The sequence below is a fragment of the Pelomonas lactea genome (genome assembly GCF_043555885.1).
Taxonomy (GTDB): domain Bacteria; phylum Pseudomonadota; class Gammaproteobacteria; order Burkholderiales; family Burkholderiaceae_C; genus Pelomonas; species Pelomonas lactea.
Map to the genome: position 1 here is coordinate 802,398 of NZ_JBIGHX010000002.1, position 12,986 is coordinate 815,383.

The window sequence follows — 12,986 nt, forward strand, 5'->3', positions numbered from 1 at the left end:
TCCTCAGGCGCGGTCGGCCACGCGTTCGCCCAGCAGGCCCGAGGGCCGCAGCGTCAGCACGAGGATGAGGGCGACGAAGGCGAAGATGTCGGCGTAGTGGCTGCCCAGCACGCCGCCGGTCAGGTCACCGAGGTAGCCCGCGCCGATGGACTCGATGAGCCCCAGCAGGACACCGCCCACGACGGCACCGGCCAGGTTGCCGATGCCGCCCAGCACCGCGGCCGTGAAGGCCTTCAGCCCGGGCATGAAGCCCATGGTGTGCTGCACGGTGCCGTAGTTGGCGGCCCACATCAGGCCGGCGACCGCGGCCAGCGCGGCGCCGATGACGAAGGTGGTGGAGATGATGAAGTCCGGCTTCACGCCCATCAGCCCGGCCACGCGCGGGTTCTCGGCGGTGGCGCGCATCGCACGGCCCAGGCGCGTGTAGTTCACCAGGTACATCAGCGCCGCCAGGATGCAGACCGTGAGGCCCAGGATCAGGCACTGCGTGACCGTGATGACGGGGCCGCCCAGGTCGAACGGCGTCGTGGGCAGCAGCAGCGGGAAGGGCTTGGGGTTGGGCTTCCAGATGATCATCGCCAGCACCTGCAGCAGCAGCGACATGCCCATGGCCGTGATCAGCGGCGCCAGCCGCGGCGCATTGCGCAGCGGCCGGTAGGCGATCTTCTCGACCGCGTAATTCAACGTCGCGCAGACGACGATGGCCGCAGCCAGGCCGACGACCATCAACAGCCAGCCCGGCATCCCAGAGTCAGCAAGCACCGTGACCAGCGTCCAGCTGACCATGGCGCCCACCATCAGGATCTCGCCGTGCGCGAAGTTGATGAGGTTGATGATGCCGTAGACCATCGTGTAGCCGAGTGCGACGAGGGCATACATGCTCCCGAGCACCAGGCCGTTGATGATCTGTTGAATCAGAGTCTCCATGAGGGCTCCACAAATTTTGTTGGGCGCAGCATGCGCCACGCGACCCACCGTGAAACGCAACCCCCGTGCCAATCGCCGGCTTTCAAGGGTATTCACCGACGATCTGGCAGGCCCGGGCGTTTGATCGGTCCCACGTGCACGGTCAAGGTCAGAAGTCACGAGTGTCGACCCGAGGTGTCGTGGGCGGAAATCCGCACAAACCGCAAACCGCCCGGGCGGTTCTTCGCCAGCACGCAAAAAACCGCGCGGCTGCGCGCAGCGGCCGCCCGGGCGTGGGCACACTAGCGCCGTGTCTGACGTTCCTCGCCTGCCGCGGCTGCTGAGCCGGCCGGGCTTCTATCTCTTTGTGACCGGCGCGCTGATGGTGCTGGGCTTCGTGCTGGCGCACCGTCTCAGCGAGCGCAGTGGCCGCGAGCAGCTGTCCGCGCTCAGCACCGAACGCCTGGAGCTGTACGCCACCAACCTGTCGGCCGAGCTGGGGCGCCACGCCGCCCTGCCCGGCCTGCTGGCCATCGCGCCGACGCTGCAGGCGCTGATGCAGGCACCGGACGACGCCGACGCGCGCCACGCCGCCAGCCAGATGCTGGCCCGCGTCAACGTGCGCGCCGGCACCCACCAGCTCTTCGTCACCGATGCGCGGGGCCAGGTCTTGTCCGCCAGCGAAACGCTGACGCCGCCAGCCCGGCTGGGCGAGGCCATGGCGCAGGGTCGCACCCACTTCTTCGCCGCCGACCCGGCCACCGGCAGCACCGACTTCTACCTGCTGCACCCGCTGCGCCAGGCCGCGCGGGCGGCGGGCGTCATCGTCGTGCGCTTCAACCTCGCGCCGCTGGAAGCCACCTGGGTGGACCTGGGCCTGCGCTCGCAGAACGAGCGCATCCTCGTGGCCGATGACCAGGACGTCGTCATCATGAGCTCGGTGCAGGCCTGGAAGTACGCCGTGCTGGGCCATGCCGACCCGTCGCGCCGGCTGGCGCTGCAGGCCAGCGCGCGCTACCCGCAGGCCATTGGCGCCGACCTGGACCTGCCCGCATCACTGGAAGTGCACCAGGGCCAGCAGGTGCGGCTGCCGGTGCTGGACAAGCCGCTGCTGGCGCAGCAACGCCAGCTGGTGCCGCTGGGGCTGCGGCTGGTGGCCCTGTCGGACCTGACCGAGGTGCGCCAGCGCGCGCAGCTGGCGGCCTGGGGCGGCGCCGCGTTCGGCGCGAGCATCGGCCTGCTGTTGCTGTACCTGTCGTCGCGCCGCCGCGCGCTGCGCCAGCTGACCCAGGCGCAGACGCAGCTGCAGCAGGCACACGGCCAGCTGGAGCAGCTGGTGGACAGCCGCACCGCCGAGCTGCGCCAGGCCAACGACGCGCTGAAGACGCAGATCGCCCAGCGCCTGCAGACCGAGGGCGAGCTGCTGCAGGCCAGCAAGCTGGCCGTGCTGGGGCAGATGTCGGCCGGGCTGTCGCACGAGGTCAACCAGCCGCTGACGGCGCTGCGCGCGCTGGCGCGCAATTCCATCCGGCTGCTGGAGAACGGCCGGCGGGACGCCGTGGCCACCAACCTGCAGCTGATGGACGAGATGGTGGAGCGCATGAGCCAGATCACGCGCCAGCTGAAGAGTTTTGCGCGCAAGGCCGACGAGCAGGCCAGCGGCAGCACGCCGCTGCTGGACAGTGTGCGCGCCGCGCTGCTGCTGCTGGAACACCGCAGCCGGGCGCTGGGCGTGCAGGTGGATGTGGACATGACCGCCGGCCAGCGTGTGCGCGCCGAGGCCAACCGGCTGGAGCAGGTGCTGGTGAACCTGATGGGCAATGCGCTGGACGCGATGCAGCACGAGCCGCTGCGCCGGCTGCGCGTGCTGGCCCGGCCGCTGGACGAGGGCCGGCGCGTGCTGATCCAGGTGCAGGACAGCGGCACCGGCGTCAGCGAGGCCGCGCTGGCGCATCTGTTCGAGCCCTTCTTCACCACCAAGCCGGCCGGCGAAGGGCTGGGGCTGGGGCTGGTCATCTCGGCCAAGATCGTGCACGAGTTCGGCGGCACGCTGCGCGCGGTGCGGCTGGAGCGCGGCATGAGCTTCGAGTTCGACCTGGCCGTCGACACCCCCAGTACCACGGAGACAGCAGATGTTTGAGGGCTACAAGGTCGTGTTCGTCGAGGACGACCTGCCGGTGCGGGTCAGCCTCACGCAGACGCTGGAGCTGGAGGGCCTGGCCGTGCAGCCCTGTCGCAGCGCGGAAGAGGCCCTGCCCCACCTGCAACCCGGCGCGCCGGTCATCCTCATCACCGACGTGCGCCTGCCCGGCATGGATGGCCGCGCGCTGCTGGCCCATGTGCAGGCGACCGATTCCAGCATTCCCGTCATCCTCATCACCGCCCACGGCGACGTGAGCATGGCCGTGCAGGCCATGCGCGGCGGCGCCTACGACTTCATCGAGAAGCCATTCGCCCCCGAGCGGCTGGTGGACGTGGCGCGCCGCGCGCTGGACCTGCGCACGCTGCGCCACTCTGCCGACGAGCTGCGCGAACAGCTGCAGCGCGCCAACGGCATCCAGGCCGCGCTGCTGGGCCAGTCGCCCGCCATGCAGCAGCTGCGCCGGCAGGTGATGAACCTGGCCGGCACGTCGGCCGACGTGCTCATCGTCGGCGAGACCGGCACCGGCAAGGAGCTGGTGGCGCGCTGCCTGCACGACCAGAGCCCACGGCGCGACCGGCATTTCGTCGCCATCAACTGCGGCGGCCTGCCCGAGGCGCTGTTCGAGAGCGAGCTGTTCGGGCACGAACCCGGCTCATTCACGAGCGCGGCCAAGCGGCGCATTGGCAAGATCGAGCACGCCAACGGCGGCACGCTGCTGCTGGACGAGATCGAGACCATGCCCATCGCGCTGCAGATCAAGCTGCTGCGCGTGCTGCAGGAGCGCCGCGTGGAACGGCTGGGCTCCAACGACGAGCTGCCGATCAACGTGCGCTTCATCGCCGCCAGCAAGGGCGACCTGCGCGAACAGGCCGCGCGCGGCGAGTTCCGCAGCGACCTCTACTACCGCCTCAACATCGCCACGCTGAACCTGCCGCCGCTGCGCGAACGCCGCGAGGACATCCCGCTGCTGTTCGAGCACTTCGTCACCCAGGCCTGCGCCCGCTACGAGCGCGGAGCCCCCGAGCTGACGCCCGAGAAGCTGCGCGAGCTGATGGCGCACGACTGGCCCGGCAACGTGCGTGAGATCCGCAACGCGGCCGACCGCTTCGTGCTGGCCCTGGACGACCTGGACCCGCAGGCCGCGCTGCAGGCCGTGCCGTCCTTGAACCTGGCGCGGCAGATGGACCTCGTCGAGAAGACGCTGATCGAGCAGGCGCTGCGCCGCTGCGGCGGCAAGGTGCCCGCCGCGATGGAACTGCTGGGCACGCCGCGCAAGACGCTGTACGACAAGCTGCACCGGCACGGCATCGTGCTCGACGACTTTCGCTAGCGGCCGCCCAGGACGTCGCTGGTTGAGCGGGCTCCCGGCGGCCGCGATGTTCCTGCTGCGAGTCAGGTCAGCAGGTCGGCCAGCCAGCGCTGCGTTGTGCGTGGAACCATGCCGAGCCGCGCCTGAGCACTGGTCTCGCTGGCAATCGTGTTGGACGTCGCCAGCGCCTGCGCCCGGTAGCCCGCCACGACGCCGGCCGCAGGCCCTTCGCCCAGCATCGGCGCGATCATGGCCCCGAAGGCTTCGGGCGTCAGCGCTTCGTAGCTCACCGCGCGCTGGAAGAACGTGGCGAAGCCGGCCGCAAGTTCGTCCCCGGTGAGGCCGGGCGACTGACCCACGCCGACCACACCCGTGATGGCGGAGTCCATGAGCAGGCGCTCGGCCACCTCCGCGACGTCCAGGTGCGAGCTCCAGGCAACGCGATAGCCGGCGCGCAGCGGGTAGCGCAGCACCCCATCCACATTGGCCGGCTCCAGAACCAGGGGGTTCAGCAGGTTCTCGAGGAACAGACGTGGCGCCACCACGGCCGTCGACACCCCGCTGGCCTCGGTCTCGCGGATCAGCGTCGCGATGGCGCTCTCGGGCGGGTTTTGCATCGGCGAGCCGGGCTCGTCGACCACCCAGCCGCTGGTCGAGATCACGACGCGCCTGGGGCGCGCGATGGCGATGGCACTGGCCATGTTGCGGGCATGGCGCAGACGGTCGGCCTCGGCCGTCACCGGCAGATGAACGAACACGCCCTGAGCGCCGCGGTAGGCGGCCACCAGTGACTCCACGGAGTCGTGGTCGGCCACCACCGCCGGCAAGCCGCCGGCGACCGGCGGGCGGCGCGTGGCTGCCACTGCGCGATGGCCGGCCTGCAGCAGCCGCGCCAGCAAGGGGCCGCCTTGCGCGCCCGTGGCGCCATGGATCACATAGGTCATGACAGAACTTCCTTTGGTTCAATGAACAGAGCATCAATGGTCAAATTCATGCACTGGTTACGTCAAATGCACCAATGGAAAAAATGTCAGCAGCCAAGCCGCTCTGCTGCGGTGTGGCCCGATTTCTCACCTTGCTGGATGGGCCCTGGGCGACGCTGGTGGTTCGCGAGCTGCTGCATGGCCCGCGGCGCTTCACTGAACTGCGCAGCGCGTTGCCCGGCATCAGCGCCCACACGCTGACACATCGGCTGCGCGGCTTTGAGCGGCACGGGCTGGTCACGCGCATGGCTTTTGCCGAGACGCCGCCACGGGTGGTCTACGAACTGACGCCCCTCGGCGAGGGTCTGCGCGATGTGCTTGAAGCCATGCGCAAGTGGGGTGACACCGTACCCGACGCCGCGATCGAGCCGCCGCCGCAGCCGCCCCTAGATGCCACGCAAGCGCTGGCCGCAATGGCCTGCCCGTTCGGCGGCAGCGCAAACCGCGGCGAGTAGGGCCTGCCGGGCGGGCGCTCAGGTCGGGGAGCGCCGCGCCAGATTCATGACGGCGAGGCCGCCCACGGCCAGTGCGCCGCCGACGGCCATGGAGCCGTCGACCTGCTCGCCCAGCCCGATGGCAGCGAACAGCACGCCAAAGACCGGGACGAGCGTGATGTAAGCCGAGGCCGCCCCGGCGCCCAGCGCGGAGACCCCCTCGAAGTACCAGGCATAGGCCAGCACGGTGGCACCCGCCGCCAGGAAGAAGAGCGCCGCCCAGATGCCAGCGCCCGCCTGCAGCGGTGCGGCCAGGGCCTGCGGCCTCTCGAAGACCAGGGCCGAAGCCAGCAGCAGCACCATGCCCAGGCCCGCGGTGACCGTGGTGGTGGTCAGCGCATCGACGCCCTGCAGCAGGCGGCGCCCCATCAGCGTGTAAGCGACCCAGCACGCGGCGCAGCCCAGCAGCAGCAGCTCGCCCACGCCAAGCCCACCCGTCAGCAGCGTCAACGGCTGGCCGTGGGTGATGACGACCCAGGCCCCCGCCGTGGCGAGGGCCATACCAACGCCTATGCGGCGGTTGAGCCGCTCGCCGAACCACCAGGCCGCCAGCAGCGTGGTGGCCACCGGGTTGGTCGTCACGACGAGCGCGGCACGGCCAGCGGGCACCTGCGCCAGCCCCAGCATGAAGAACACCGCATAGCCGAACACCCCGACCGCCCCGGCCAGCGCCAGCCCGCCCCATTGCCGCGCGGACAACCCGCACAGCCGGCGCAGCCCCGCCGTGGCGTGCAGCCAGGCCAACAGCAGCACCAAGGCGATGCCAAAGCGCCAGCTGGCCACGGCCAACGGAGGAAGGGCCTGGGCCAGCACGCGGCCCGCGGGCCAGGATCCACCCCACAGGGCAGCCATGCCGAGCAGCTTCAGATGAATCCGCCATTGGCTGGCGCTTCCCGGGGTGGCAACGAAAGTCGACGATCGCATGTGGGTACTATCTTTTCTTCAACATTGATAGACAAATGAGCAAATGCTCATGACAGCTTCGAAGCCTCGATGACGTTTACTCAGCTCGAAGTCTTCGCTGCACTGGCGCGCGCCGGCAGCTTCTCGCGCGCGGCGGCGTTGCTCGGCATCACGCAGAGCGCGGTCAGCCACGCCATCCGGGGGCTGGAGGCCGAGCTGGGCCTGCCGCTGTTTCAGCGCGATGGCGGCAAGTCCACGCTGACCGAAGCGGGCGCGCGGCTGCTGGCCCGCGGCAACGACATCCTGCAGCAGCGCGAGGCCCTTCAACAGGAGGCCGCGACGGCCCGGGGCCAGGCGCGCGGCACGCTGCGCATCGCGTCGTTCGGGTCCACCTCGTCGCTGCGCCTGCTGCCCTCGCTGCTGGATGCCTATGCGCGCGCGCAACCGGAGGTCGAAGTCCATGTCGAAGAGCAGGACGACGCGACCGTCGTGCGCTGGCTGCTTGAGCAGCGGGCAGAGATCGGCTTCGTGACGCTGCCGGATGAGCGCTTCGAGACGATGCCGCTGGTGCGCGACGAGTTTGTCGCCGTGCTGCCCGATTCGCACCGCCTGGCCAAGCGCCGGCAGTTGCAGCTGACCGACCTGGACGGCGAGCCCTTCATCCGCACGGGGGCCGGCAGCGGCTCCGTCATTGATCGAATGCTGTCCGACGCCGGTGCAAGGCCGCGTCTGCTCTATCGCTTCGAGCAGCTCAGCTCCATCCTGGGCTTCGTGGCGCAGGGCCATGCGGTGGCCGTGGCGGCGCGGCTGGCCCTGCCGGACGAGGCCCCTGGCGTCGTGTATCGCCCCCTGCAGCCGCGGCAGCATCGCATCACCGGCCTGGCCGTGCGCAGCATGAAGCGCCTGTCTCCCGCCGCCGTGGCGTTCATGGACGTGGCGCGGCGATGCTTCGCCGCCTCAGCGCGCGGCTCGACAAACCCTTGATGGCCCCATCGCAAGGCCCGCACGGGGCGATGGCAGCCGCGGGCTCTCAGCGATACCGCTCAGGGTCCGGCGAGTCGGTCGGGTTGGCGATGACGCGACGGAAGGCAGCACTCATCGGCAGCTTCAGGTTCAGCCCCTGTGACGGCAGCGGCTGCTCGAACCAGCGGCGGTAGATGGCATGGATCTCACCGCTGCGGTAGAGCCCGGCCAGCACGCCGTCCACCAGCGCCTTGAACTGCGGGTCGCCCTTGCGCAGCCCGATGGCGTAGGGCTCCACGGTCAACGCGTTGTCGGAGATGCGGTAGTCGTCCGCGCTGGGACCCTGCTGGGCCAGCACCGCACGGATGATGACGTCGTCCATCAGGAAGGCCGCCGCGCGGCCGCTGCGCACGAGCTGGAAGCCCTCGGGGTCGTCCAGCCCGCCCAGGATGCGGATGCCCAGGTCCTGCTGCTCGTTCACCTTGGCCAGGTGCTGGATGCTGGTGGTGCCGATGGTGGAGGCCACCGCGCGGCCACGCAGGTCGGCCAGGCTCTGCACACGCTCCGACGCGCGCGCCAGCAGCCGCGTCTCGGCAACGAACACGGTCAACGAGAAGGCCTGATGGCGTGCCCGTTCGGCGGTGTGCGTCGTGATGCCGCACTCCAGGTCCAGCGTGCCGTTGATGACCAGCGGCATGCGCGTGGCCGAGGCCACCTCCACACGTCGCACCTCCAGGTCCGGCAGCTGCAGCTTGCTGCGCACGGCCGCGACGATGCGGTCGCACAGTTCCACCGTGTAGCCGGTGGGGCGCAGCTGCGCGTCGAGGTAGGAGAACGGCAGCGACGCCGGCCGGTAGCCGATGACGATGACGCCGGTCTCGCGCACGCGCGCCAGCGTCGGCCCGTCGGCCGCCTGCGCCGCCAGGCTCACGCACAGCGCGGCCAGCGCCGCGCTAGCCCGCACCAGCCGCTTCATCGTCCAGCCGGCGCAGTTCCGCCAGCTTGTCGGCAATGCGCAGCTCCAGGCCGCGTGGCACGGGCTCGTACCAGCGCTGGTCTTCGAGCCCATCGGGCAGGTACTGTTCGCCGGCCGCGTAGGCGTTGGGCTCGTCGTGGGCGTAGCGGTAGGCACGGCCGTAGCCCAGCTCCTTCATCAGCTTGGTCGGCGCATTGCGCAGGTGCACGGGCACGGCGCGGGAGGTGTCCTGCTTGATGAAGGCGCGAACCTCGTTGAAGGCCTTGTAGACCGCGTTGCTCTTGGCGGCCACCGCCAGGTAGACGACCGCCTGGGCCAGCGCCAGCTCGCCCTCGGGCGAGCCCAGCCGCTCGTAGGCCTCGGCGGCATCCAGCGTCATGCGCAGCGCGCGCGGGTCGGCCAGGCCGATGTCCTCACTGGCCATGCGGATCAGCCGGCGCGAGATGTAGCGCGCGTCCACGCCACCGTCGAGCATGCGCGCGAACCAGTACAGCGCCCCGTCGGGGTTGCTGCCGCGCACGCACTTGTGCAGCGCCGAGATGACGTCGTAGAACTGGTCGCCGCCCTTGTCGTAGCGGCGCAGCTGCTCGCCCAGCGCACGCTCCAGCAGGGGCTCGTCGATCTGCGCCCCCTGCGCCAGCGAGGCCGACGTGTCGAACGCGTTCAGCAGCCGACGCGCATCGCCGTCCGCATAGCCGATGAGGCGCTGCGCAGCCGCCGGCGTGGGCTCGGGCACGCCCAGCTCCGCAGCGCCGCGGGCGATGAGCTGGCCAAGCTCCGCGGCATCCAGGCTCTTCAGCACCTGCACCGTCGCGCGCGACAGCAGCGCCGAGTTGACCTCGAAGCTCGGGTTCTCGGTCGTCGCGCCGATGAAGGTGAACAGGCCCGCCTCGACGTGCGGCAGGAAGGCGTCCTGCTGCGACTTGTTGAAGCGGTGCACCTCGTCGACGAACACGACCGTGCGCCGGCCCTGAGCCGCCGCGACCTGCGCGCGCTCGACGGCCTCGCGGATCTCCTTCACGCCGCCCAGCACGGCCGAGATGGCGATGAACTGCGCATCGAACGCGCCGGCCATCAGGCGCGCCAGCGTCGTCTTGCCGACACCCGGCGGCCCCCACAGGATCATGCTGTGCAGGCGGCCGGCGTCGAACGCAACGCGCAGCGGCATGCCGGGGCCCAGCAGGTGGCGCTGACCGATGACGTCATCCAGCGTCTTGGGTCGCAGGCGCTCGGCGAGCGGGATGCCGGCGAGCGGCGCCGCCGGCGCTGGGGTGGCGTCGGGGATGGGGTCGTCGTCGAACAGGGACCCGCTCACTGTTCGATCAGGTCGGCACCCGCCGGCAGCTTGAACTGGAAGCGCTCGGCCGCGACCGGCACGTTGGCCTGCACCGCGCTGAAGTCCAGCCGCGAGCGCTGGCCGAAGCCGTCGACGATCTCCATTGCCGCCAGCTCCTTGCCCTTGAAGCCCAGCTTCAGCGACTGGATGGTGGACTCGGCCTGCTTCGGCGTCGCCTGCACCCAGTCCAGCCCACCATCGGCCGGCGCGGCCTTCAGCGCGAAGTCGCGCTCAAGGTTGGTGCCGGCCAGCACCGCGGCGGGCGTCGCGCCCAGCGCGTCGGCCAGCTTGCGGGAGCTCGCCTGGTTCAGGTCGGCATCAAAGATCCACACTTTCTGGCCGTCGGCCACGATGGTCTGCTCGAAGGGCTTGGCGTACACGAAGCGGAACTGGTTGGGCCGCTGGAACTCGAAGCTGCCCGACGACACCTTCTTGCGCTTGCCGTCGGGCGACGTGACGGTCTGCGTGAAGTTGGCCTTGCCGCTCTTCACGTCGCGGGCGAAGTCGCGCAGCGCGTCCACGGCATCGGCATGGACGACGCCGCTCAGCAGCAGCGTCAGGGCGATCAGTTGCTTCTTCATTCGTCTCGCTTCGGAACAATCAATTCGCGGCTGCCATTGGACGCCAGGGCGCCGACGAGACCCGAGTTCTCCATCTGCTCCAGCAGCCGGGCCGCGCGGTTGTAGCCTATGCGCAGATGGCGCTGCACCAGCGAGATGGAGGCCTTGCGGTGCTGTAGGACGATGGCGACAGCCTGGTCATACATGGGGTCCTGCTCACCGCTGGACTCGCCCGGCGCGGGCGCCTCGCCATCGAGGCCGTCCAGCACGCCGCCTTCCAGGATGCCTTCGATGTAGTTCGGCTCGCCTTGCGACTTGATGTACTCCACCACACGGTGAACCTCGTCGTCGCTGACAAACGCGCCGTGCACGCGGATGGGCAGGCCGGTGCCGGACGGCATGTAGAGCATGTCGCCCATACCCAGCAGCGCTTCGGCGCCCATCTGGTCAAGGATGGTGCGGCTGTCGATCTTGGAGCTGACCTGGAAGGACAGGCGCGTCGGGATGTTGGCCTTGATGAGGCCGGTGATCACATCGACCGACGGCCGCTGCGTGGCCAGAATCAGGTGGATGCCGGCGGCCCGCGCCTTCTGCGCCAGGCGGGCGATCAGTTCCTCGATCTTCTTGCCAACCACCATCATCAGGTCGGCCAGCTCGTCAATGACGACGACGATGAACGGCAGGCGCTCCAGCGGCTCCGGGTCGTCGTTGTTCAGTGCGAACGGGTTCGGGATGCTGACGCCGTTGGCCTTGGCCTCGTCGATCTTCTTGTTGTAGCCGGCGAGGTTGCGCACGCCCATCTTGGACATGAGCTTGTAGCGCCGCTCCATCTCGCCGACACACCAGTTCAGCGCATTGCCGGCCTGCTTCATGTCCGTCACGACCGGCGCCAGCAGGTGCGGGATGCCCTCGTAGACGCTCATCTCCAGCATCTTGGGGTCGATGAGGATGAGCCGCACATCACGCGCCTCGGCCTTGTAGAGCAGGCTGAGGATCATCGCGTTGATGCCCACCGACTTGCCCGAGCCGGTCGTGCCGGCCACGAGGCAATGCGGCATCTTCGCCAGGTCGGCCACCACCGGCAGGCCGACGATGTCCTTGCCCAGGCCCATGGTCAGCTGGCTCGCCGCATCGGCGTAGACCTGAGAGCCGAGGATCTCGGACAGGCGGATGGTCTGGCGCCGCGCGTTAGGCAGCTCCAGCGCCATGTAGTTCTTGCCCGGGATGGTCTCCACGACGCGGATGGACACCAAGCTCAGCGAGCGGGCCAGGTCCTTGGCGAGGTTGACGACCTGCGAGCCCTTCACGCCCGTGGCTGGTTCGATCTCGTAGCGCGTGATGACCGGGCCCGGCGACGCCGCGACGACGTGCACCTCGACGCCGAAGTCGCGCAGCTTCTTCTCAATGAGGCGGCTGGTCATCTCCAGCGACTCGGGCGTCACCGTCTCCTGGCGGCCCGGCGCAGCGTCCAGCAGGTCGACCTGCGGCAGCTTGGCATCGCCGACGTCGGCGAACAGCGTCTGCTGGCGCTCCTTGGCAACGCGCGTGGACTGCGGCACCTCGACCACCGGCGGTTCGATGACCAGCGGCGCATGCTCAACTCCATCCTGCTCCCACTGCCGCTCGATCTGGCGCTCAACCTCCACCTCCTGCTCGCGCTCCTTGACGGCCTGCTCGCCGGCCTTCTGGTCGGCCTTGAACTCGCGCTTCTCGATCTGCTGCTCGCGCAGCAGCTCGATGCGCTCGCCGATGCGCTCCGCCAGATGCCCCCACGAAAAGCGGAAGGCCCAGGCCATGCCGGTCAGCAGCAGCACGATCCAGACAACGCCGGAGCCGGCAAACCCGAGGCCTTTCATGCCCAGCGGACCCAGCGCATAACCCAGCAATCCGCCGGCATGGCCCGGCAGGCGCGGCTCGACCGCGTAGAGGCGGCTCCATTCCAGCGCGCAGCTCGCACCGGTGAGCAGCGCGACGCCCGCCCACCACCGCGCGCGCTGCGTCCAGCGCGGCGCGGGGGCCACGTCATGCCGCAGCAGACCCGCCAGGCTGCGCAGCCAGCCGCGCAGCGCCAGCACGGGCAGCCACCAGGCTGAAAAGCCGAAGACGAACAGCAGGCCGTCGGACACCCAGGCGCCGAGGCCGCCCATGCGGTTGGCGACGAGGTTGTGCTTGCCGCTGGTGCTGAAGGCCGCGTCGCGCAGGTCGTGCGTGGCCAGCGCCAGCACCAGCAGCGCGAGCAGCAGCGCCGTCAGCGCCAGCCACAGCGGCGTGCGCAGCAGGCGTGACGCGGCTGACGGCGGGGCCGCTTCGCGCCTGGGCGCCTGGCGGCGAGTGGGTTTGGCGGGGGCGGCGGCTTCGCTGGCGGCAGCGTCGCTGCCCAGCAGGGAACCGAGGGGAAAACTCATGCCGCCAT

General features: G+C 69.9%; 11 protein-coding genes. 4 read left to right on the forward strand and 7 right to left on the reverse strand.

The window, feature by feature from the left end; genetic code table 11:
* Positions 1-3: 3 nt before the first annotated feature.
* A complete protein-coding gene (locus ACG04Q_RS07890; protein ID WP_394510341.1) occupies positions 4-927 on the reverse strand; it encodes a branched-chain amino acid ABC transporter permease in 924 nt (307 codons plus the stop codon).
* A gap of 289 nt (positions 928-1,216) precedes the next feature.
* Here ACG04Q_RS07890 and ACG04Q_RS07895 point away from each other — a divergent pair, with 289 nt between their 5' ends.
* Positions 1,217-3,046, forward strand: coding sequence for a sensor histidine kinase (locus ACG04Q_RS07895; protein WP_394510342.1), 1,830 nt, complete (start codon positions 1,217-1,219; stop codon positions 3,044-3,046).
* Complete coding sequence (locus ACG04Q_RS07900; RefSeq protein ID WP_394510343.1) at positions 3,039-4,379, forward strand: sigma-54-dependent transcriptional regulator; 1,341 nt, start codon at positions 3,039-3,041, stop codon at positions 4,377-4,379. Before ACG04Q_RS07895 ends, ACG04Q_RS07900 begins: the two co-directional genes overlap by 8 nt.
* Before the next feature lie 62 nt (positions 4,380-4,441).
* On the opposite strand, the gene ACG04Q_RS07905 is transcribed toward ACG04Q_RS07900, so the two are convergent.
* The gene (locus tag ACG04Q_RS07905) at positions 4,442-5,302 is read right to left on the reverse strand and encodes an SDR family oxidoreductase (RefSeq protein WP_394510344.1); all 861 of its coding nucleotides are present in this window, start codon (positions 5,300-5,302) and stop codon (positions 4,442-4,444) included.
* A gap of 83 nt (positions 5,303-5,385) precedes the next feature.
* Between ACG04Q_RS07905 and ACG04Q_RS07910 the strand changes: the two genes are divergently transcribed.
* Positions 5,386-5,796 (forward strand): winged helix-turn-helix transcriptional regulator, encoded by a 411-nt coding sequence (locus ACG04Q_RS07910; RefSeq protein WP_394510345.1) that lies wholly within the window; start codon positions 5,386-5,388, stop codon positions 5,794-5,796.
* An 18-nt stretch (positions 5,797-5,814) separates the two neighbouring features.
* On the opposite strand, the gene ACG04Q_RS07915 is transcribed toward ACG04Q_RS07910, so the two are convergent.
* Positions 5,815-6,759 (reverse strand): DMT family transporter, encoded by a 945-nt coding sequence (locus ACG04Q_RS07915; protein WP_394510346.1) that lies wholly within the window; start codon positions 6,757-6,759, stop codon positions 5,815-5,817.
* A 69-nt stretch (positions 6,760-6,828) separates the two neighbouring features.
* Between ACG04Q_RS07915 and ACG04Q_RS07920 the strand changes: the two genes are divergently transcribed.
* Positions 6,829-7,722 (forward strand): LysR family transcriptional regulator, encoded by an 894-nt coding sequence (locus ACG04Q_RS07920; RefSeq protein ID WP_394510347.1) that lies wholly within the window; start codon positions 6,829-6,831, stop codon positions 7,720-7,722.
* A 46-nt stretch (positions 7,723-7,768) separates the two neighbouring features.
* Here ACG04Q_RS07920 and ACG04Q_RS07925 read toward each other — a convergent pair whose 3' ends face one another.
* From ACG04Q_RS07925 to ACG04Q_RS07940, 4 genes are read right to left on the reverse strand one after another with little or no spacing between them, the layout of a single operon-like run.
* Entirely contained in the window at positions 7,769-8,677 is a 909-nt protein-coding gene (locus ACG04Q_RS07925) for an amino acid ABC transporter substrate-binding protein (RefSeq protein WP_394510348.1), read from the reverse strand.
* On the reverse strand, positions 8,655-9,962 hold the full coding sequence (locus ACG04Q_RS07930; RefSeq protein ID WP_394510486.1) for a replication-associated recombination protein A: 1,308 nt from the start codon (positions 9,960-9,962) through the stop codon (positions 8,655-8,657). The genes ACG04Q_RS07925 and ACG04Q_RS07930 overlap by 23 nt, the downstream gene beginning before the upstream one ends.
* 26 nt (positions 9,963-9,988) lie before the next feature.
* The gene (gene lolA / locus ACG04Q_RS07935) at positions 9,989-10,594 is read right to left on the reverse strand and encodes an outer membrane lipoprotein periplasmic chaperone LolA (RefSeq protein WP_394510349.1); all 606 of its coding nucleotides are present in this window, start codon (positions 10,592-10,594) and stop codon (positions 9,989-9,991) included.
* The gene (locus ACG04Q_RS07940; protein WP_394510350.1) at positions 10,591-12,978 is read right to left on the reverse strand and encodes a DNA translocase FtsK; all 2,388 of its coding nucleotides are present in this window, start codon (positions 12,976-12,978) and stop codon (positions 10,591-10,593) included. The genes lolA and ACG04Q_RS07940 overlap by 4 nt, the downstream gene beginning before the upstream one ends.
* Positions 12,979-12,986 lie beyond the last annotated feature (8 nt).

Coding starts and splice junctions, on each gene's coding strand:
- ACG04Q_RS07900 (WP_394510343.1), top strand. CDS start 3,039: ATGTTTGAGGGCTACAAGGTCGTGTTCGTCGAGGACGACCTGCCGGTG.
- ACG04Q_RS07910 (WP_394510345.1), top strand. CDS start 5,386: ATGTCAGCAGCCAAGCCGCTCTGCTGCGGTGTGGCCCGATTTCTCACC.
- ACG04Q_RS07890 (WP_394510341.1), bottom strand. CDS start 927: ATGGAGACTCTGATTCAACAGATCATCAACGGCCTGGTGCTCGGGAGC.
- lolA (WP_394510349.1), bottom strand. CDS start 10,594: ATGAAGAAGCAACTGATCGCCCTGACGCTGCTGCTGAGCGGCGTCGTC.
- ACG04Q_RS07905 (WP_394510344.1), bottom strand. CDS start 5,302: ATGACCTATGTGATCCATGGCGCCACGGGCGCGCAAGGCGGCCCCTTG.
- ACG04Q_RS07940 (WP_394510350.1), bottom strand. CDS start 12,978: ATGAGTTTTCCCCTCGGTTCCCTGCTGGGCAGCGACGCTGCCGCCAGC.
- ACG04Q_RS07920 (WP_394510347.1), top strand. CDS start 6,829: ATGACGTTTACTCAGCTCGAAGTCTTCGCTGCACTGGCGCGCGCCGGC.
- ACG04Q_RS07915 (WP_394510346.1), bottom strand. CDS start 6,759: ATGCGATCGTCGACTTTCGTTGCCACCCCGGGAAGCGCCAGCCAATGG.
- ACG04Q_RS07925 (WP_394510348.1), bottom strand. CDS start 8,677: ATGAAGCGGCTGGTGCGGGCTAGCGCGGCGCTGGCCGCGCTGTGCGTG.